Source organism: Carnobacterium sp. TMP28, from assembly GCF_047553015.1.
Taxonomy (GTDB): domain Bacteria; phylum Bacillota; class Bacilli; order Lactobacillales; family Carnobacteriaceae; genus Carnobacterium_A.
The window spans coordinates 1891531-1912303 of the sequence record NZ_CP180212.1 but is presented as its reverse complement, the minus strand read 5'-3'; the positions used below and the strand labels follow the sequence as shown (position 1 = coordinate 1912303).

At 36.2% G+C, this 20773-nt stretch carries 15 protein-coding genes and 1 pseudogene; all 16 read left to right on the top strand.

What is annotated here, in order from left to right; all coding sequences use genetic code 11:
• Window positions 1–60 precede the first annotated feature (60 nt).
• The 16 genes and pseudogenes from ACMHYH_RS09135 (at window position 61) to ACMHYH_RS09060 (ending at window position 20681) form a co-directional block, all read left to right on the top strand.
• Window positions 61–351, top strand: a complete 291-nt coding sequence (locus ACMHYH_RS09135) for an ArsR/SmtB family transcription factor (RefSeq protein ID WP_414839095.1) — start codon at window positions 61–63, stop codon at window positions 349–351.
• A 129-nt stretch (window positions 352–480) separates the two neighbouring features.
• The gene (locus tag ACMHYH_RS09130; RefSeq protein ID WP_414839094.1) at window positions 481–2235 is read left to right on the top strand and encodes an ABC transporter ATP-binding protein; all 1755 of its coding nucleotides are present in this window, start codon (window positions 481–483) and stop codon (window positions 2233–2235) included.
• On the top strand, window positions 2235–4025 hold the full coding sequence (locus tag ACMHYH_RS09125; protein WP_414839093.1) for an ABC transporter ATP-binding protein: 1791 nt from the start codon (window positions 2235–2237) through the stop codon (window positions 4023–4025). The genes ACMHYH_RS09130 and ACMHYH_RS09125 overlap by 1 nt, the downstream gene beginning before the upstream one ends.
• A 252-nt stretch (window positions 4026–4277) precedes the next feature.
• Window positions 4278–4766 (top strand): 5-(carboxyamino)imidazole ribonucleotide mutase, encoded by a 489-nt coding sequence (gene purE / locus ACMHYH_RS09120; RefSeq protein ID WP_414839092.1) that lies wholly within the window; start codon window positions 4278–4280, stop codon window positions 4764–4766.
• Window positions 4759–5892, top strand: a complete 1134-nt coding sequence (gene purK / locus ACMHYH_RS09115; RefSeq protein ID WP_414839091.1) for a 5-(carboxyamino)imidazole ribonucleotide synthase — start codon at window positions 4759–4761, stop codon at window positions 5890–5892. The genes purE and purK overlap by 8 nt, the downstream gene beginning before the upstream one ends.
• Window position 5893: 1 nt before the next feature.
• Entirely contained in the window at window positions 5894–7192 is a 1299-nt protein-coding gene (gene purB / locus ACMHYH_RS09110; protein WP_414839090.1) for an adenylosuccinate lyase, read from the top strand.
• 147 nt (window positions 7193–7339) lie between these two features.
• The gene (gene purC / locus ACMHYH_RS09105; protein WP_414839089.1) at window positions 7340–8050 is read left to right on the top strand and encodes a phosphoribosylaminoimidazolesuccinocarboxamide synthase; all 711 of its coding nucleotides are present in this window, start codon (window positions 7340–7342) and stop codon (window positions 8048–8050) included.
• A 67-nt stretch (window positions 8051–8117) separates the two neighbouring features.
• The gene (purS, locus tag ACMHYH_RS09100) at window positions 8118–8369 is read left to right on the top strand and encodes a phosphoribosylformylglycinamidine synthase subunit PurS (protein ID WP_414839088.1); all 252 of its coding nucleotides are present in this window, start codon (window positions 8118–8120) and stop codon (window positions 8367–8369) included.
• Window positions 8369–9049, top strand: coding sequence for a phosphoribosylformylglycinamidine synthase subunit PurQ (gene purQ / locus ACMHYH_RS09095; RefSeq protein WP_414839087.1), 681 nt, complete (start codon window positions 8369–8371; stop codon window positions 9047–9049). The genes purS and purQ overlap by 1 nt, the downstream gene beginning before the upstream one ends.
• A complete protein-coding gene (gene purL / locus ACMHYH_RS09090) occupies window positions 9049–11277 on the top strand; it encodes a phosphoribosylformylglycinamidine synthase subunit PurL (RefSeq protein WP_414839086.1) in 2229 nt (742 codons plus the stop codon). Before purQ ends, purL begins: the two co-directional genes overlap by 1 nt.
• Window positions 11253–12740 carry an amidophosphoribosyltransferase gene (gene purF / locus ACMHYH_RS09085; RefSeq protein ID WP_414839085.1) on the top strand — a complete coding sequence of 496 codons (1488 nt, stop codon included), beginning with the start codon at window positions 11253–11255 and terminating at the stop codon, window positions 12738–12740. The genes purL and purF overlap by 25 nt, the downstream gene beginning before the upstream one ends.
• Window positions 12710–13759 (top strand): phosphoribosylformylglycinamidine cyclo-ligase, encoded by a 1050-nt coding sequence (purM, locus tag ACMHYH_RS09080; RefSeq protein ID WP_414839084.1) that lies wholly within the window; start codon window positions 12710–12712, stop codon window positions 13757–13759. The genes purF and purM overlap by 31 nt, the downstream gene beginning before the upstream one ends.
• Window positions 13756–14373, top strand: coding sequence for a phosphoribosylglycinamide formyltransferase (purN, locus tag ACMHYH_RS09075; RefSeq protein ID WP_414839083.1), 618 nt, complete (start codon window positions 13756–13758; stop codon window positions 14371–14373). Before purM ends, purN begins: the two co-directional genes overlap by 4 nt.
• A 23-nt stretch (window positions 14374–14396) precedes the next feature.
• On the top strand, window positions 14397–15938 hold the full coding sequence (gene purH, locus ACMHYH_RS09070) for a bifunctional phosphoribosylaminoimidazolecarboxamide formyltransferase/IMP cyclohydrolase (protein ID WP_414839082.1): 1542 nt from the start codon (window positions 14397–14399) through the stop codon (window positions 15936–15938).
• A 104-nt stretch (window positions 15939–16042) separates the two neighbouring features.
• Window positions 16043–17350 (top strand): annotated as a pseudogene (gene purD, locus ACMHYH_RS09065) (phosphoribosylamine--glycine ligase).
• 340 nt (window positions 17351–17690) lie between these two features.
• Complete coding sequence (locus tag ACMHYH_RS09060) at window positions 17691–20681, top strand: AAA family ATPase (protein ID WP_414839081.1); 2991 nt, start codon at window positions 17691–17693, stop codon at window positions 20679–20681.
• The last annotated feature ends 92 nt before the right edge of the window (window positions 20682–20773 follow it).

The window sequence follows — 20773 nt, the reverse complement described above, 5'->3', positions numbered from 1 at the left end:
ATAGATAGAATATCATCTATATTAGAACAATGGTAAAATAAACTGAGAAGAGGATTCAGTATGGATTATGAAGCTTATGCAAAAGTTATGAAGGCCTTATCTGATCCGAAACGTGTCAAAATAATAGACATGCTTTCTTATGGAGCATTATGCGCTTGCGATATTCTTGAGCAATTTGATTTCACACAGCCAACCTTATCTCATCATATAAAAGTTTTAGTAGATTCCGGATTAGTGACCGTAGAAAAAACAGGAACATGGCATCATTATTCGTTAAATGAAATGAAAATGGATCAATTAGTAACAGAGACTATTAAAATGGCTTCAGTAAAAACTACGGCTATTGGCTAAAAAATAATATAATGCAACAAACTCTTATTAAAAGCAAATAGGAAGTTTTTATTCTATTTGCTTTTTCTATGGAAAAAAGAAGAAATCCTATCTAGTCTTATGAAGGATAAATCGAAAGGAATGAAATAAATGTTTGATACGTTTAAAAAATACGGTTGGTTTTTTAAACTACGCTGGAAAAGTTATACGTTTGGTGTAGTTGCTTTAATTATTTGTGCTATTTTACAGGTTCTAAACCCAATTATTATTGGTACCATTATTGACCACTTTATAGCAGGAACGTTAAATTGGAAGATATTACTTTTTTTTGTTTCTCTTATTCTTGTTTTCTCGCTTGTGATGTATGTTTTACGATACGGTTGGAGGATGGCATTATTTGGTAACTCGACATTGATTGAGTCTTTATTGCGTAATCGTTTATTTACATTTTTCACTCGTATGGATGCAGAATTTTATCAAAAATACCGTACTGGAGATTTGATGGCCCACGCTACCAATGATTTAGCAGCGATTCGCTTTGTTGCAGCTGATGGTGTTTTAACCTTAACAGATGCTTTATCATTAGGCGGTATTACACTCTTTTCAATGTTTGTTTTCATTGACTGGAAATTAACTCTTTTTTCTATTTTACCCTTACCAATTTTGATTATTGTTTCAACCTACTTAGGAAAAATGATTCATGCTCGTTACCGCGGCGCATTGCAAGCTTTTTCTTCAATGAATAATCATGTGCAAGAAAGTGTTACGGGGATGAAAGTCCTTAAGACATTTGGTGAAGAAAAAGAAGATTTTGAAGCATTCAAAGAAGAAACACAAAAGGTTGTGGATAAAAACCAACGCGTTTATAAATTAAAAGCGGCTTTGAGTCCAAGTATCGAAATAATCATGGGATTAACGTACGTAATTGCTTTATTAGTTGGCGGGAATTTCGTGCAAACTGGTCGGATTTCTATTGGTGATTTAGTTGCTTTTATCAGTTATATCGGTATGATGCAGTGGCCTTTATTAGCTGTAGGCGGCCTCATCAATACGCTAGAACGTGGCAGCGCTGCTTATGATCGAGTAGAAGATTTATTAGCTTACACTCCTTCTATTGTAGAAACAACAAATGCTTACGATCAATCGTTAGATGGAGATATTGACTTTGCTATTCAGTCATTTACTTACCCAGATGATAGGCATCCTGCTTTGACAGATATTTCTTTTCAACTAGAAAAAGGGAAAATGTTAGGAGTCGTTGGTCGAACAGGTTCTGGAAAAAGTACGTTGTATAAATTGTTGTTGCGTGATTACGATCAGTATGAAGGGAATATTTTATATAATGGTATTAATATAAAAGATTATACCTTAGAGTCATTAAAAAAAGGTATCGCTATTGTACCACAAGAAAACTTCTTATTTTCAACAACGATTCGCGAGAATATTCGATTCGGTAACCCGACATTATCTCAAAAAGAAGTTGAAAATTATGCAATACTAGCCAATATTCATGAAGATATTCTAGAATTTCCTGAAGGATACGATACAAAAGTTGGCGAACGAGGTGTCTCTTTATCTGGTGGACAAAAACAACGTATTGCTATTGCTAGAGCACTAGCTGTCGAACCAGAGTGTTTAATTTTAGACGATTCCCTTTCGGCGGTAGATGCACAAACAGAAGAAACTATTTTGAGCTTACTGAAACAGGAAAGAAGAAACAAAACAACCATCATTTCTGCTCATCGAATCAGTTCCATTATGCATGCAGATGAAATAATCGTGATGGAAAAAGGTAAAATGAGTGAACGTGGAACTCATCAACAACTCATTGGAATAAATGGTTGGTACAATGATATGTATCAAAAACAACAGCTCGAGAAAAAATTAGACGGGGAGGGAATGTAATGGCCAAAAAACAACAAAAAGCCTTTTCGACTAAAGAATCAGGCCAGGTTTTACTTACCCTCATGCGTTTTGCAAAACCATATAAGTTTCTTTTTATCGTTTCATTTATCTTTTTAGCCTTAAGTTCCTCAGTTGCTGCGTATTTGCCAATCATCATTCAGCGCTATATTGATACCTATTTATCAAAGGGAACAGCAACGATGGAAATTACAATTCGCGTGGTCGTTTTTTATGGTGTATTAACACTGGTTAAAGCAACCTCTTCTTACGGAAAAGACTTTCTTTTTAATACTGCTTCAGAGAGAACAGTAGGAAATATCCGAAACCGTTTATATGAAAAAGTTGGATCGTTGGGTATGCGGTATTTTGATCAAACACCTGCTGGTACAGTTGTTTCTAGAGTAACAAATGACACAGAAACAATTAAAGAATTTTGGACAGTCTTTTTAAATATTTCTAATGGATTATTCAGTGTTATCGCTATAACGGTTGCGATGTTTGCATTGAATTGGCGGATGGCGTTGGTTTTCCTTTTATTTATTCCTTTTATTATTTGGATGGCGGGTGTTTATCGTAAAAAAAGTACCCTTGTTTACAGTCAAATGAGATTGGTATTGGGTCAGTTAAATGCTAGCTTAAGCGAATCGATTAGTGGCATGAGTATCATTCAAAAATACCATCAAGAAAAGAATTTCATAGCAGAATTTGATGAAATTAATCAAGAGTATGTCGCTTCTCGCCGCTCGATGTACAGCATGAATGCTCTACTTTTGGCGCCAGCAATCCACGTGATTGAAGCAGTTGCTTTAGTAATTGTCCTGCTTATTTTTGGGTACCAAGATTTCAACTCAAGTGCTGTTGATATTGGATTAGTGTATGCATTTACAGCTTATTCTCGTTCATTCTTTCAACCGATTAGCCAAATGATGAATAGCTTAAGTTCTCTACAAGATGGAATTGTCGCTGGGCATCGTGTTCAAGAACTACTGAAGAGTGATGAGCTTGCACCTCAGTCCATACAAGAAAAAAATGAATGGATTACCGATGGACATATCCAAGTTAAAAATTTGAGTTTTTCATATGATGGTAAAAAACAGGTTTTGCGTAACATTAGTTTCGAGGTAAAACCTGGTCAAACAGTTGCTTTAGTTGGTCAAACGGGATCAGGTAAAAGTTCAATCATCAACGTATTAATGCGTTTTTATGAATACAATCAAGGTGAAATTACTATTGATGGTCATTCTTTGAAGGATTTATCGATAGAGGGACTAAGAAGTGAAATGGGATTAGTCTTACAAGATAGTTTCTTGTTTTATGGAACGATCGCAGATAATATTCGGATGTACGATGCTTCATACACAGATGAAGAAGTTAAACATGCAGCAGAATTTGTTTATGCAGATGACTTTATTTCTGAGATGGAAGAGGGCTATGCATCAAAAGTGATCGAACGAGGAGCAAGTTTATCTGCTGGTGAAAAACAGTTGATTAGTTTTGCTAGAACGATTTTACGTTCGCCACGCATTCTAATCTTAGATGAAGCAACAGCGAACATTGATACAGAAACAGAAGGAAAGATTCAAAAAGGTCTAGCCAATATGCGTAAAAATCGGACATCATTGATTATCGCTCATCGCTTGTCTACGATTAAAGACGCAGATAAAATTCTAGTTTTAAATAATGGTGAAATTGTTGAACAAGGTAGCCATGATGAATTGATTGATAAAAAAGGAGCCTACTTTGATATGTATGAGCTACAGACTTATCAAGAAAAAACAGGGGATTTCTAAAGAGCTAATTTTTATTTTTTGAGAGTTATTTTATAAGAAAGCTTCGTAAAACGGTGCCGTTTGGTACTTTTTTACGAAGCTTTTTTTATAGGTGAAAATAATAATTATGAGGCTTTAAGATTGTGAAAAGCGGAATTAAATAAAATAATTAGTTTAAAAACGAACGAAAAATAATTTATTTTAAAAAATGTTTGTATTTACAAGGATTGATATGCTATATTAAAACTGAAAAATGGACTGGAGGAGAATAAAATGAATACAGTTGTTTCTGTTGTTATGGGAAGTATTTCTGATTGGGAAACGATGAAGGAAAGTTGTTTGATTTTAGATGAATTTAATATAATGTATGAAAAAAAAGTAATATCAGCACATCGAACACCTGATTTAATGTTTACTTTTGCTGAAGAATCAAGAAAATTAGGGATAAAAGTTATTATTGCGGGAGCAGGTGGTGCAGCACATTTGCCAGGAATGCTTGCGGCGAAAACTACTCTACCAGTTATCGGTGTTCCGATACAATCCAGTGCTTTGAGTGGGATAGATTCCTTGTTATCAATCGTTCAAATGCCGGGTGGTGTACCTGTTGCTACTGTCTCAATTGGAAAAGCTGGAGCGATAAATGCAGGTTTACTGGCTGTTCAAATTCTTTCTATCGAAGACCAAACATTAATAAAAAAATTAGAAAGTAGACGTGAATACCAAAAACAAACAGCAATGGAAAGTAGTGAAGATCTTGTCTAAAGTGCTGAAACCAGGAGAGACTATTGGGATTATTGGAGGTGGGCAACTAGGAAGAATGATGGCTCAATCAGCAAAACGAATGGGTTTTATGGTTGGTATCTTAGATCCAGTTGAAAATTGTCCGGCAGCGCAAGTAGCAGATTGGCATATTTGTGCTGACTATACAAATCTAAAAGCTATTAATGAACTAGCAAAAAAATCAGATGTTGTAACATTTGAATTTGAAAATATTGATGCGAAAGCTTTGAAAGCTATTAAGGATATAACGTTTGTCCCTCAAGGTAGTGAAACAATGAGCATGTCACAAGATCGTATCAAAGAGAAACACTTTTTGGAATCTACTGGAGTTTTGATTGCTCCTTTTTCAATAGTAAAGACAAAAAAAGAGTTGGATGTCGCTATTGAAAAAATTGGTTATCCCAGCGTCTTGAAGACCACCCGTTTTGGGTACGATGGTAAAGGACAACTGGTTTTAAAATCAGAAGCGGATAAAAAAGAGGCGGAATCGTTAGTCTGTAATACAGTTTGTGTTCTAGAAGCTTGGGTACCTTTTGAGAAAGAACTATCGGTGATGATTGTCCGCAACCAAAAAGGAGAAACGACTCTCTTTCCTGTTTCTGAAAATATCCATATACACAATATTTTGCACGAATCTCTTGTTCCTGCTCGGATTTCATCCGCTGTTAATGACAAGGCAGTAAAGGTTGCTAAACAGATTGCTGATACGTTGCAACTGGTTGGAACATTGGGAATTGAACTATTTTTGACAAAAGACGATAAAATTTACGTCAATGAATTGGCACCTCGCCCACATAATTCAGGTCATTATTCAATCGAAGCGATGTCTCTTTCTCAATTCGATGCCCATATCCAAGCAGTCACTGGGTTACCGATGCCAAAAGCACGCTTACTGTCACCTGTCATTATGGTCAACATATTAGGCCAACATGTAAAAAATAGTTTAGCTCTTCGTGAGAGAAAACCGGATTGGTCTTTTCATTATTATGGAAAAGATGAATCTTCTACAGATAGAAAAATGGGACACATCACAATTTTAACAGATGACTTAGAAAAGACGTTAAAAGAAATAGAGGATACGAATATTTGGAATGGAGGAATAAGTTAAAATGATTACACGTTATACTCGTCTTGAAATGGCAGAAATTTGGTCAGAGCAAAACCGCTACAATTGTTGGTTGGAAGTTGAGATTTTAGCAGATGAGGCGTGGGCTATTTTAGGTGATATTCCATTGGAAGATGCTAAAAAAATTCGTGCACATGCAACATTTGATATCGACCGTATTTTAGAAATTGAAAAAGAAACAAAACATGATGTTGTAGCTTTCACGCGTTCTGTTTCTGAATCATTGGGGGAAGAAAGAAAGTGGGTACACTATGGCTTAACAAGTACTGATGTTGTGGATACAGCCTATGGCTACCAGTTAAAACAAGCGAATGATATTATTCGCAAAGACCTACAAAAACTATTGGAAGTTATTGGGAATAAAGCGAAAGAACACAAAAAAACGGTCTGTATGGGGCGCACACATGGTGTTCATGCTGAACCGACGACATTCGGTTTAAAATTAGCTACGTGGTACTCAGAAATGAAACGAAATATTAACCGTTTTGAACATGCTGCGCAAGGTGTGGAGGCTGGTAAGATGAGCGGTGCAGTCGGTACGTTTGCGACTATTCCCCCTTTTGTGGAAAAATATGTTTGTGAAAAACTGGATATAAGAGCGCAAGAAATTTCAACGCAAGTGCTGCCTCGTGATCTTCATGCTGAATATGTTGCAACATTGGCATTGATCGCAACAAGTGTGGAACGTTTTGCTACTGAAATACGCAGTCTTCAAAAATCAGAAACTCGTGAAGTAGAAGAATTTTTCGCAAAAGGGCAAAAAGGATCATCAGCTATGCCACATAAACGAAACCCGATTGGTTCTGAAAATCTAGTTGGTCTTGCACGGGTTATCCGTGGCTATATGCTAACCGCTTATGAAGATGTAACATTGTGGCACGAACGGGATATCTCGCACTCATCTGCAGAACGAATCATCTTGCCAGATGCTACAACGTTAGTGAACTATCAGTTAAATCGATTTGCCACTATTGTAGAAAATTTGACAGTCTTTCCTGAAAATATGCTTCGCAACATGGATGCCACATTTGGTTTAATTTATAGCCAACGAGTGTTGCTAAAATTAATTGATAAAGGTATGAGTCGTGAAGAAGCTTATGATTTGGTACAGCCGAAAACAGCTTTATCATGGGATAACCAGACACCTTTTCGTCTATTAGTAGAACAAGACACGACTATTATGTCCAAATTATCTAAAGAAGATATTGATGAAGCCTTTGATTATCAGTATCACTTGAGCCATGTTGATGCTATTTTTAAAAGAGTTGGTTTGATCGAGTAAGATAAAAGACTGGAAGGATTGTTCCAATCTTTTTTTAAAATAAAAAGATACATTCGTATTGACAATAAAATACAGAGTGATACAATAAAAGCGAATGAATTACTAATATAATCAAATTAATGTTCGTGTATAGGAAGGAATGGGATAATGGAAAGAAACGAACTACTCTATACTGGCAAAGCTAAGAAGATATATGCAACAAACCAAGAAAATGTTCTTCTCGCAGAGTACTTAGATCAAGCAACAGCTTTAAATGGCTTGAAAAAGGATAAGGTTGAAGGCAAAGGCAGATTAAACAATCAGATTACTGGTCGTATATTTGAGTATTTAGCTGAAAAAGGAATAGGAAATCACTATCTTAAAGAAACATCAAAAACCGAACAATTAATAAAACGAGTTGAGATGATTTCTTTGGAAGTAGTTGTTCGTAATGTATCAGCAGGAAGTTTTTCAAAACGCTTTGGTGTAGAGGAAGGAACTGACTTACCGTTTCCCGTCCTTGAATTCTATTATAAAAAAGATAAATTAGATGATCCATTTATGAATGATGAGCATATTTTTGTGCTTGGGATCGCAACTAAAGAAGAGATTTTAGAAATTAAAAAGCAAACAATAGAAATTAATACAGTCTTAGTGGAGATGTTTAAAAAAATCGGCATTCGCTTAATCGATTTTAAGGTTGAATTTGGAAAGACGGCGGATGGAGAAATGATTCTTGCCGATGAAATTTCACCAGACACATGTCGCTTATGGGATAGTACTACGAGTGACCATTTAGATAAAGACATTTATCGTCGTGATTTAGGAAACATTATCCCAGTTTATCAAGAGGTGCTAGAACGACTGAACAACATGTGATAAAACGTACAAACTGTTTGTTTGGAAAAATGCATACAAATTGAAAAGAAAAGTGAGGCGTTTAAAGATGTATAAAGCAACTGTCTACGTAATGTATAAGGATTCAGTACTGGATCCGCAAGGAGAAGCCGTTAAAGGTGCTGTTCACCGTATGGGATATGAATCAATTGAAGATATCCGTATTGGAAAATATTTTGAAATACAGGTATCTAAAAAGGAAGAGAATGTCACACAAGTTATCGAAGAAATTTGCGATAAACTTTTGGCAAACGTTGTAATGGAAACCTATCGCTATGATATTCAGGAGGTTGAAGCTTAATGAAGTTCGCTGTCATCGTTTTTCCTGGATCAAACTGTGATTTAGATATGTATGCAGCTGTAAAAGATATTCTCAAAGAAGATGCACAATACGTTCAACATTATGAAAAAAGTCTAGAAGGATTTGATGCGGTACTGCTTCCTGGTGGTTTCTCTTATGGAGATTATTTGCGCACAGGAGCTATCGCTCGCTTTTCCACTATCATGGATGAAGTGATTCGCTTTGCCAAAGCAGGAAAACCGGTGTTTGGAACGTGTAATGGCTTCCAAATTTTGACAGAAGCTGGATTGCTGCCAGGAGCTTTACGGAGAAACGATTCATTAAAATTTATTTCCAAACAACAGAATTTAACAGTTGAAAACAACGAAACCTCATTCACTTCTGCATACGAAAAAGGCGAAATCATTACGACTCCTATCGCACATGGTGAAGGAAATTATTATTGTGATGAAGAAACGCTTCAGGAATTAAAAAAGAACAATCAAATTGTTTTTACTTATGCAAATGGCAATCCAAATGGAAGCTTGGAAAATATTGCTGGCATTATCAATAAACAAGGCAATGTGTTAGGTATGATGCCTCATCCTGAAAGAGCTGTTGAAGAATTATTAGGGTCGGATGATGGGCTGAAATTGTTTCAATCGATGTACGAAACGTATAAAAAGGAGTTGTGCAAGTAATGGTCTTTTTGGAACCAACACCCGAACAAGTAAGAAACCTGAAAATGTATAGTGAATGGGGTTTAACTGACGAAGAGTATGCAACCATTAGCAACGATATTTTACACCGTTTACCAAATTATACTGAAACAGGGCTGTTTTCTGTTATGTGGAGTGAACATTGTTCTTATAAAAACTCAAAACCGATTTTGAAAAAATTTCCTACTACAGGTCCACAAGTCTTACAAGGACCTGGTGAAGGTGCAGGCATTGTAGACATTGGAGATGGTCAAGCTGTTGTTTTCAAGGCAGAAAGCCACAATCATCCATCTGCAGTTGAGCCCTATGAGGGTGCTGCTACTGGCGTTGGTGGGATTATTCGTGATATTTTCAGCATGGGTGCACGACCAATAGCTATTCTTGATTCGTTGCGTTTTGGTGAATTAGATAATGAACGCACAAAATACATTTTCGAAGAAGTTGTAGCTGGAATCAGTGGTTATGGTAATTGTATTGGCATTCCAACGGTTGGTGGAGAAACTGTTTTTGATCCTTGTTATAAAGGAAACCCACTCGTCAATGCTATGTGTGTTGGTTTAATTGACCAAAAAGATATACAAAAAGGACAAGCAAAAGGAATTGGAAACAGCATTATGTACGTCGGTGCAAAAACAGGTCGTGATGGTATTCATGGTGCCACTTTTGCTTCAGTTGAATTTAAAGAAGAAGAAGAAGCACAGCGCTCGGCTGTCCAAGTTGGCGATCCATTTTTGGAAAAATTACTGATGGAAGCTTGTTTAGAATGTATTTATGATTATTCTGATGCTCTAGTTGGAATCCAAGATATGGGAGCCGCTGGACTTGTTTCATCCAGTTCTGAGATGGCATCTAAAGCAGGCAGTGGATTGATTCTTAACTTAGATGCTGTTCCTCAACGTGAAACAAATATGACTCCTTATGAAATGATACTTTCTGAGTCACAAGAGCGTATGTTATTGTGTATCAAAAAAGGAGAAGAACAACGCATCATTGATTTATTTAACAAATATGAATTAGAAGCAGTTGTTATTGGCGAAGTAACCGATGATAGTAGGTATCGGTTGTTCCACGATGGGAAAGAAGTGGCTAATTTACCTGTCGATGCCTTAGCAGAGGATGCTCCCGTTTACATTAAACCTACAAAAGAACCAGCACGTATAGCGCTATTTGCAGCAATGGCCGATTATCAACCTCGATTCACATCAGCTGCAGATACACTGGTTGCCTTACTGCAACAACCGACGCTTGCTTCCAAGAAAAATAGTTATCAAACGTATGATTCCATGGTTCGTACGAGTACGGTTGTTGGACCGGGAAGTGATGCAGCGGTAGTTCGTGTTCGTGGAACAAGAAAAGCCATTGCGATGACGACTGATTGCAATAGTCGTTACCTCTATTTAAATCCTGAAATTGGTGGTCAAATAGCTGTTTCAGAAGCAGCTCGTAATATTATTGCTAGCGGAGGAAAACCTCTAGCTATCACAGACTGCTTAAACTATGGAAACCCTGATAAACCAGAAATCTTCTGGGAGTTAAGTACTTCTGCAGATGGAATTTCAAAAGCTTGTCGTTTGTTAGACACGCCAGTTATCTCAGGGAATGTTTCTTTATATAATGAAACAGATGGTGAAGCTATTTATCCGACACCGTTAATTGGAATGGTCGGTTTGATTGAAGATCTTGAACACATTACGACCCAATCATTCAAAAAAGCTAACGATCTTATTTTCCTAATCGGCGATACAAAACCAGATTTTAATGGTTCTGAATTACAAAAATTAGAATTGGGAAAAATCGAAGGAAAACTGATGGACTTCGACTTAGCTACAGAAAAAGAAAATCAAGACAATGTATTGAAAGCAATCAAAGCTGGATTTATCAAAAGTGCACATGATTTATCAGAGGGTGGCTTAGCAGTTGGATTGATGGAAAGTGTCTTTGATACTGGATTAGGCTTTGATGTAACAGTTTCAATGGATAAAACTTTATTATTCAGTGAAACACAATCACGCTTTATTTTGACAGTGGAACCTGAAGACGGCGCTGCAATTGACTCTATTTTCGGCTCTTCCGCGATAGAAATAGGGACAGTAAAAGAAAATGGACTAGCAAAAATTGCTACTGAAAATGAAACAATTATAGTATCCGTAAAAGAAGTGCAAACAAAGTGGGAGGAGGCTATCCCATGTTTGATGAAACAAAAAGCTTAAATGAAGAGTGCGGCGTGTTTGGTATTTGGGGTGAAGAGGATGCCAGCCAATTGACGTATTTCGGTTTACACAGTTTACAACATCGCGGACAAGAAGGTGCGGGTATTGTATCTTGTGACAAAGGAAAACTACTCGTCCATCGGAATCTCGGCTTGATTAGTGACGTGTTTAAAAATGGAGACGACTTGAAACGGTTATCAGGAAATCGTGCGATTGGACATGTTCGTTATTCAACATCTGGACAGAATAGCATCGAAAATGTGCAGCCTTTCTTATACCATTTCTATGATTTAGATATCGCCATTTGCCATAATGGGAATCTTGTGAACGCTAAGAGTCTACGACGTAACCTAGAAGAAAATGGGGCTATTTTTCATTCTACTTCAGATACAGAAGTATTAATGCATCTGATTAGACGTAGTCGGGAAAAAACGTTAATAGAAAAAATAAAAGAAAGCCTAAAGATTGTAAAAGGCGGCTTTACGTATATCCTGATGACGGAAGAAAAAATGTTTGGTGCTGTAGATCCAAATTCACTGCGTCCACTTGTTATTGGACAATTACCGAACGGGGCATATGTGATGGCTAGTGAAACTTGTGCTATAGATACAATCGGTGCAAGTTTTATCCGTAACGTCAATGCGGGTGAATTGGCCATTATTGATAACAACGGATTAACGATTGAAAAATATACTGATGATACGACGGTTTCTATTGCAGCAATGGAATACATTTATTTTGCTAGACCAGATTCTAATATTGCTGGTGTAAACGTGCATACGGCACGTAAAAGAATGGGGAAAAGCTTAGCAATAGAAGCTCCAGCAGTGACTGCAGATATTGTTATTGGTGTGCCGAACTCTTCTTTATCGGCCGCAAGTGGATTTGCCGAAGAAAGTGGCATTCCATATGAAATGGGTCTGATCAAGAATCAGTACGTAGGACGTACCTTCATCCAACCGACACAAGAGTTGCGTGAACTAGGAGCTAAGATGAAACTATCGGCTGTTAAAGGAGTTGTCCAAGGCAAGAGTGTTGTGATGGTAGATGATTCTATCGTTCGCGGTACAACAAGTAAACGCATCGTTGCATTATTGAAAGAAGCTGGTGCGAAAGAAGTTCATGTACGTATTTCTTCTCCACCTTTAATCTATCCAAGTTTTTACGGTATTGATATTAGCAAGTCGGCTGAACTAATTGCAGCGAAAATGACAGTAGATGACATTTGTGAATACATTGGAGCAGACAGCTTGTTATTTCTTAGTCAAGAAGGGTTGATTGATTCAATCGGTTTAAAATTTGATAGCCCTTATTCAGGATTGTGTATGGATAGCTTTAATGGGGATTACCCGACTGGACTATATGACTACGAAGAGGATTATCTAATGAATATGACGGACATTCAAAAAGTAAATCTTAAAGGAGACAAACCATGGGAAATGCTTATGCAAAAGCAGGTGTAGACGTAACAGCAGGCTATGAAACAGTAAGTCTTATTAAAAAACACATTAAGCGTACTAAACGTCCGGGTGTTTTTGGTGAAGTTGGTGGATTCGGAGGGAACTTTGATTTATCAGAATTGAATTACAAACATCCCGTTCTCGTATCTGGCACAGATGGTGTTGGTACAAAACTACTATTAGCCATCGAAGCTAAAAAATATGATACTATTGGAATTGATTGTGTTGCGATGTGTGTAAACGATATTCTTGCACAAGGAGCAGAACCTCTTTATTTTTTAGATTATGTAGCTATAGGAAAAAATGAACCTGAAAAAATAGCACAAATTGTTGCCGGTGTGGCAGAAGGTTGTGTTCGAGCTGGAGCTGCTTTAATCGGTGGCGAAACAGCAGAGATGCCAGATATGTATAATCCCGAAGATTTTGACTTAGCTGGTTTTACTGTAGGGATTGTAGAAAAAGAAAGGCTATTATCTTCAGCATTGATGAAAGAAGGAGACAGTTTAATTGGGTTGCCCTCAACAGGTATCCATTCGAATGGCTATTCATTAGTACGCAAACTATTTTTCAAAGATAATGACTATAAATTAACAGATAAAGTAGTTGGATTAGCAGATCAAGAGTTGGGTGAGGTCTTATTAACACCAACAAAAATATATGCGAATGCTCTTTTACCCTTGATTAAAAAGCACTTGTTACATGGTGTGGCACATATTACGGGTGGGGGATTTGTAGAGAATATTCCGCGTATGTTACCAGAAAAGATGCAAGCTGAAATTCAGTTAGGGAGTTGGCCATCTTTACCAATTTTTCAAGTGATGGAAAATTTGGGTAAGATCCCACCAGTTGAAATGTATGAAATTTTTAATATGGGCATTGGAATGGTGCTTTCAGTAGCTCCTGAAAAAGAAGCAGAAGTATTGGCTATTCTTGCAGAGAATAATGAAAAAGGTTATGTGATAGGACGAGTGGTTAAAAAAGATTCAGAAAAAGAGGTTATCTTGAAAGAGGTCCAAGGATGAAAATAGCGATTTTTGCTTCCGGAAATGGATCTAATTTTCAAGCAATTGTAGAAGCTATTCTCTCAGGGAAAGTTGATGCTACTCTTTGCTTTTTATTTTGCGACAATTCTAAAGCTTACGCGATAGAGCGTGCAAGAAAAATGGGCATCCCCGTAGTTACCTTTGCTCCCAAAGATTTTGTAAATCGCTTAGCCTATGAAGAGCAGGTATTAAAACACTTAAGATCTTATGATGTCGACTTGGTTGTATTAGCTGGATATATGAGAATTGTCGGTCCTGTCTTATTATCGGCATACAAAAAACGTATTCTAAATATCCATCCATCCTTACTCCCAGCTTTTCCTGGAAGATACGGTATCCAAGAGGCTTTTGATTCTGGAGTAATAGAAACAGGAGTGACTGTTCATTTTATCGATGAAGGGGTAGATACAGGTCCAGTCATTGCACAAGAGAGGATTGAAATTCTTCCTAGTGATACAGTAGAGTCTCTAGAAAAGAAAATCCACTTAATAGAACACCGTCTTTTTCCACAAGTTATTCAAGAGTTAGCAGAAAAGATACAGAATCAAAAAGAGAATGAAGAGAGTCTCTTATTAAAAAGTATGATAGAGTAAATGAAATTTGAGGAGTGATAATAGTGACGAGAGCATTAATCAGTGTTTCGGATAAAACAGGTATCGTAAAATTTGCAAAAGAGTTAGTTGCGAAAGGTATTGAAATTATTTCAACTGGAGGGACCAAGAAAGTACTAGCAGCAGCAGGCGTTCCAACTATTTCAGTTGAAGATGTAACAGGATTTCCAGAAATGATGGATGGTCGCGTTAAAACGTTGCATCCGCTTATTCATGGTGCCTTGCTAGGTAGACGAGATGTACCTGAACACATCTTCGCTATGAACGAACACGCTATTGTACCCATCGATTTTGTTGTTGTAAATCTTTATCCTTTTAAGGAAACGATTAGTAAAAAGGACGTAACCTTAACGGAAGCTATCGAAAACATTGATATTGGCGGACCGAGTATGTTGCGTAGTGCAGCTAAAAACTATGCTAGTGTTACGGTAATTACTGACCCTGCTGATTACCCTAGTGTGAGTAGTGAGTTGGAGGAATCAGGAGCAACTACTTTTGAAACAAGACAAGCTTTAGCTGCAAAAGTGTTCCGTCACACAGCAAGTTATGATGCATTAATTGCTCAATACTTAACCGATATTGTTGGCGAAACAGAACCAGAAAAACTTACACTAACTTATGACTTAAAACAACCGTTACGCTATGGGGAAAATGCACATCAAACAGCTCTCTTCTACCAAGAACCATTAGTGGTTCCTTTCTCGATTCCCAATGCTAGTCAATTACACGGAAAAGATTTATCTTACAACAATATTAAAGATGCAGATGCGGCTATTCGCATCGCTCGTGAGTTTGATGAACCAGCAGTCGTTGCGGTTAAACACATGAATCCTTGTGGTGTTGGCATAGCGGACACGATTACAGAAGCTTTCGATCGTTGTTATGCAGCGGATCCAGTATCCATATTTGGCGGTATTGTAGTTGCTAATAGACCTTTGGATGAGACAACAGCAGAAAAATTAACTAGCCTATTCTTAGAAATCGTTCTTGCACCAAGCTATTCAAAAGAAGCTCTAGCTATCTTGACTAAGAAAAAGAATCTTCGTATCATGACATTGGATTTCTCAACTGCAAAAGCAGGCAAAAAAGAATTTGTATCTGTGTTGGGCGGTATGCTAGAGCAAACACAAGATAGCTGTATACAAGACATACCAGCTAACTGGGAAGTAATGACAGATCGTCAACCAACCGAAGATGAAATGAAAGCTATGGAATTTGCGTGGAAAGTTGTCAAACATGTGAAAAGCAATGCCATCGTTTTAGCAACTAGCAAACAAACAGTTGGAATTGGAGCTGGCCAAATGAACCGTGTTGGATCGGTTAAAATTGCAATCAATCAGGCTAAAGAAAGTCGTGCTATCGAAGGAGCTGTATTAGCTAGTGATGCTTTCTTTCCAATGAACGATAGTGTCGAATACGCAGCCCAACAAGGTATCAAAGCAATCATTCAACCGGGTGGGAGTATTAAAGATCAAGACTCTATCAACATGGCAAATAAATATGGCATTACCATGCTCAAAACAACTATCCGTCACTTTAGACACTAAAGATAAGAGGACTGATTTAAAGCTAAATAGCCAGTATAAAATGAATAGAATGAATAAGAGATAAAAAACAAATAAGTTTATAAAAAAGTTGGGAGATTTTATAAATGAAACTTCTTGTTATCGGCAGTGGTGGACGGGAACACGCCATTGCAAAGAAATTTACCGAAAGCCCGTTAGTGAAAACCGTTTTTTGTGCTAAAGGAAACATTGGAATGATACAAGATGGCATTCAACTGGTTGATATTGCAGAAAATGATCATGACTCGTTGATTCAATTTGTAAAAGCTGAACAAATCGCATGGACTTTTGTCGGACCAGAGCTTTCTTTATTTGAAGGGATAACCGATGCATTTGAGACAGCCGGACTAAAAATATTTGGACCAAGTAAAAAAGCAGCAGATCTAGAATGCTCTAAGCAGTTTGCAAAAGATTTGATGAAAAAATATGCTATCCCAACTGCAGCATACAAAACATTCGAAGAATATAAGTCAGCTTTATCTTATGTGGAATCAAAAGGCGTTCCAATCGTTATTAAAGCAGATGGATTAGCTGCTGGTAAAGGTGTTGTTATTGCCATGACGATGAAAGAAGCGACTGATGCTTTGCGCCATATGTTACTAGAGGGAAAATACGCAACGGGTAAACCAAAAGTAGTTATTGAGGAATATCTTGAAGGGGAAGAATTTTCCTTATTTGCTCTAGTGAATGGGTCGAACTATTATTATGCTGGAGTTGCCCAAGACCATAAGCGTGCTTATGATGGAGACGAAGGTCCCAATACAGGCGGTATGGGAGCGTATTCTCCAGTGCCGCAAGTTTCAAAAGAGAGGATTCAAGAAGTTATGGAAACGGTCATTAAGCCAACTGTGAATGCAATGGTTGCTGAAGGCTGTCCTTTTAAAGGAGTTATTTATGCCGGCTTGATGATGACAAATAAGGGTTTGAAAGTCATCGAATACAATGCTCGCTTTGGTGATCCTGAAACGCAAGTGTTGATGCATTAGTTGGCTTCAGATCTAGCTCAAATAATTGACGATATCCTAAATGAAAAACCCCCACTAATTAAAATGCATACAGATCGCTACACATTGGGTATCGTTGTTTCAGCTGAAGGATACCCTGAATTTCCAATGAGCAATATTTCAATACCACAAATGACAACTAAAGGAACCGATTGCAATATTTATGTTGCTGGGATGAAGAAAGTTGAAACCAATCTTGTTTCTAGTGGAGGCCGTATTTTATTGATTGAAGCACAAGGGACAACGCTGCAAGAGGCTCAAAAAAAAGCTTACCGTTACTTAGAGGATAATCCTATTTGCCACACTTACTATCGTATGGACATTGGAGAAAAAGCGATTCAATTTGGGAAAAATAAAAAGGATCAAAAAAATAAGGCTGTTTTTAACTAAAATAGGAGCTTATAAACCAATGATTTAATAAAATGACTACTTTTACTTATAAGATGAATAAGATAATGACGCGTTTGTCTGCGATGAAATAAAGTTAATGAAGTACAAAAATAGAGTCAAACAATCGACACGCATGGGTATCGATTGTTTGGCTCTATTTTATTAGAATAAAATAGAAGAAACGATTATTTTATGATAGATACAATAAAGCAAATAAAGTCACAAAAAAATGGATGTATAGCGCTATGAAAAGCGTTATTTGTGCTAGTTTTTATTCTTTTTTTTCTTTATACTAAAGATAACAATTAAAAGCGCTTTCATTTAAAGGGAGGGAGATAAGGTGAAAGTCATTACAGTTCAACTCTTTGGTAATTTTCGTACGACAATTGATGGCGAAGCTGTATTGTTTCCATACGGAAAAATACAAGCACTTTTTTCTTATTTAGTTGTAAATAAACGAGCAACTAGAGATGAATTGTCCTTATTATTATGGGCAAATATGGAAGATCGAATCGCAAAAAAAAACTTACGAAATGCTTTATATACACTAAAAAAACTCTTTCATGCTTATGACTTACTAGTTTACGATGGACTTTCTAGTGTTTCAATTCAAACAGATGCCCAACTAGTGTGTGATTATGATAGCTTTATAAAAAATCCTGATGACTGTGCGACTTATGGGGGAGAATTCCTAAAAGGTTGCTCAGTAAAAGGAGCTGAAAATTTCGATGTTTGGATAGATCAACTTAGAGAAGAGACAAAGAGTATCTATTTAGAAAGAGTGAGATTTAATAGGCAAAAAAGCAAAGAAAGTAAGGACTACGAAGAATTAGAAATGTACTGTAAATTAACGATTAAAGCAGATGAATTTGATGAAGAAGCGTATAATGAATTGATGGTCTGTTACAAAGATCAGCAGAAATACTCCAGTGCGATTCAAATATACAATGAATTAGCTGATTTTTTGAGCAAAGAACTTTCCATTGTACCAGATGAAGAGGCAGAAAGTATTTATTTAGATGTATTAGATTTAATGAATCAACGAGAAGAGAAGGTTTCTTCAGAACGTTTCTTCTTTGGCAGAGAGAGCGAAGTTCGTTTGTTACAAAAAAACTACCACCAATTCATTGAAAAAAATATCCAACACTCTTTTTTAATTAGGGGTGAAATGGGTGTCGGTAAAACAAGATTAAAAGACTATTTTTTGAAAGACAACACCAATCAAGATAGTCGCATTGTAGAAGTAAGTTGTTATCAATTTGAGCGCGATTATTCATTAAAATCTTGGAAAACGGCCATACTTGACATTGTAAGAGTAGCGTATGAAGAAAAAATCACTGTTCCATTATTCTTGATGAATGCTTTATCTGAATTTATCCCTGATGTTAGAGGGGAGTGGATGGTGGATCAAACCAATAAAAAAACTTCCCAATCCTATCAAAAATTATTTGGTTTTGAAGAGACGATTACTGAAATCATTAAATATGTCACAGCCAAGAAAAAAATGATTGTTGTTTTTGAAGATATTCACTGGATGGATGCAGCAAGTTTAGCCCTATTGACAAGTCTCTTAATTAACAATGATTTGCCGTCTTGTTTATTTATTGTGTTAAGTAGGAACGAAAAAAATGCAGATTTAGAAAAATTTATTATAAATACGAACTACCATCCAAATATGCATCATATTCAGCTAAGTTCTTTTACAAAAGATGAAAATAAACGATTTATTAATCGTACTTTACCGGATAATCAATTTACTGAAAAACTACACGAAAAAATATATACTGAAACCAATGGCAATGCCTTTTTTCTAACAGAATACTTGCAGTTAGTAGCAAATCACGAAGATCCAGATGAGATGTCTGCAAAAATGATAGATGTTTTACAAAAGCGTTTTTTGGATATGACTGAAAATGAAAAACGAATTGTAGAGGTAAGTTCATTATTTTACGATGAAGTACCGTTACGAATGTTAAAAGAGTTCATCCAATTAGATGAATTAGAAATCATTTATCAAACGGAAAATTTAGTTAAAAAAAGATTACTAGTAGAAACGACAACTGGAAAAGAAATTAGTTACGCATTTAACCATCAAAAGTTACGTGATTTTGTTTATACATCACTATCTCCTGCAAAAAAAACGATTTTGCATAACCGTGTAGGAAAAAGATATGAGAAAGAACTAAAAAATAATTTAAGTGATTTAACGATTTATTTCAAATTAATTTATCATTTTGAAAAAGCGGAAAATCATATGGACACTTTGTACTATCAAGTAAAAAGAATGGATATGTTGTTAAATTTTGTGCATGAGCGTTTTCCAGTCATCCACTACGATGAAGATTATTTCCGTAAGTTGTATATCAATGAAGCAGATGTAGATCGGATGTTAGGTGAATTAAGAGATAGATTGGTTCTAGTCAAAAAAGAAGAAATTTTTTCAAAAGAGATCGCTCTGTTAGAAGCAGATATTTTATTTTTATGTAGCCGCAATCTGATTCGTAAAGGCGACTATTCAAAAGGATTGAGAGATATTCAGCAGTTGTTAAACTTAGCCGAAAAATACGATATGAAAAAATATCTTTTGGGTGGGTACGAACAGATGATGTGCTATTGTATCCAAACTGAAAATGCAGAAATAATGGCGATTTATTTAAAGAAAATGGACGAAATTTTAAAAAATGAATTTAAAGAGGAACAAGGATTAATTTACCGTTACCAAGGATTGTATAATATGTTAATCAAAAACTATAAGCATGCAGAAAAATATCTTCAAGATGGGATTTCTTATTTTATTCAAACCGAAGAACGGTTTGAAAAATACTGTTTAATAATTGCAGCGTGCTACAATAATATAGGCGATAGTAAGGTTATATTGGGTGAACACGAAGAGGCCATTCGTTATTATAAAAAAGCCATTCATCTTTGCGAAGAAAAGAAAAGTTGGATTAGTATTTCTTTATTTGAAACCAATCTTGGAATAGTCCTTTTTGAAATGGGTCAGTATAAGCAAGCTAAAGTCTTTTTAAAAAGAGCAATGAAAACGTATGAGAAAATAGAATACAATATGAGCCAGTCTATGGCAGAAGTCTACATGTCTTATATAATGATAGAAGAGCGTAACTATTCAAAAGCGTTAGACTATATAAAAGATGCTAGCAAACACGCTAAAGTATTAAACGTTCCAAAGGAAAAAGTCTCTATTAATGAATGGAAAGAAAAAATAAACCTTTTATCTCAAAAAGATAAAAAAGTAGCGCAAGCGTTTGAACGATATTTAAAACGACACCCTATAAATACAGACTATAAACAGACTAGTCACGTGAATTAGATTTTAAAATTTTTTATAAGAAAGAATCAGGCTATTGTCCCTGATTCTTTTTTATTTTGCAGAATAATAAAATGAATACGCTATCTTTTGAC

What these genes read in the sequence shown, in the direction of transcription:
- purN (WP_414839083.1), top strand. Translation starts at nt 13,756, where the DNA reads ATGAAAATAGCGATTTTTGCTTCCGGAAATGGATCTAATTTTCAAGCA.
- ACMHYH_RS09130 (WP_414839094.1), top strand. Translation starts at nt 481, where the DNA reads ATGTTTGATACGTTTAAAAAATACGGTTGGTTTTTTAAACTACGCTGG.
- ACMHYH_RS09135 (WP_414839095.1), top strand. Translation starts at nt 61, where the DNA reads ATGGATTATGAAGCTTATGCAAAAGTTATGAAGGCCTTATCTGATCCG.
- purC (WP_414839089.1), top strand. Translation starts at nt 7,340, where the DNA reads ATGGAAAGAAACGAACTACTCTATACTGGCAAAGCTAAGAAGATATAT.
- purM (WP_414839084.1), top strand. Translation starts at nt 12,710, where the DNA reads ATGGGAAATGCTTATGCAAAAGCAGGTGTAGACGTAACAGCAGGCTAT.
- purF (WP_414839085.1), top strand. Translation starts at nt 11,253, where the DNA reads ATGTTTGATGAAACAAAAAGCTTAAATGAAGAGTGCGGCGTGTTTGGT.
- purQ (WP_414839087.1), top strand. Translation starts at nt 8,369, where the DNA reads ATGAAGTTCGCTGTCATCGTTTTTCCTGGATCAAACTGTGATTTAGAT.
- ACMHYH_RS09125 (WP_414839093.1), top strand. Translation starts at nt 2,235, where the DNA reads ATGGCCAAAAAACAACAAAAAGCCTTTTCGACTAAAGAATCAGGCCAG.
- purS (WP_414839088.1), top strand. Translation starts at nt 8,118, where the DNA reads ATGTATAAAGCAACTGTCTACGTAATGTATAAGGATTCAGTACTGGAT.
- purL (WP_414839086.1), top strand. Translation starts at nt 9,049, where the DNA reads ATGGTCTTTTTGGAACCAACACCCGAACAAGTAAGAAACCTGAAAATG.
- purB (WP_414839090.1), top strand. Translation starts at nt 5,894, where the DNA reads ATGATTACACGTTATACTCGTCTTGAAATGGCAGAAATTTGGTCAGAG.
- purE (WP_414839092.1), top strand. Translation starts at nt 4,278, where the DNA reads ATGAATACAGTTGTTTCTGTTGTTATGGGAAGTATTTCTGATTGGGAA.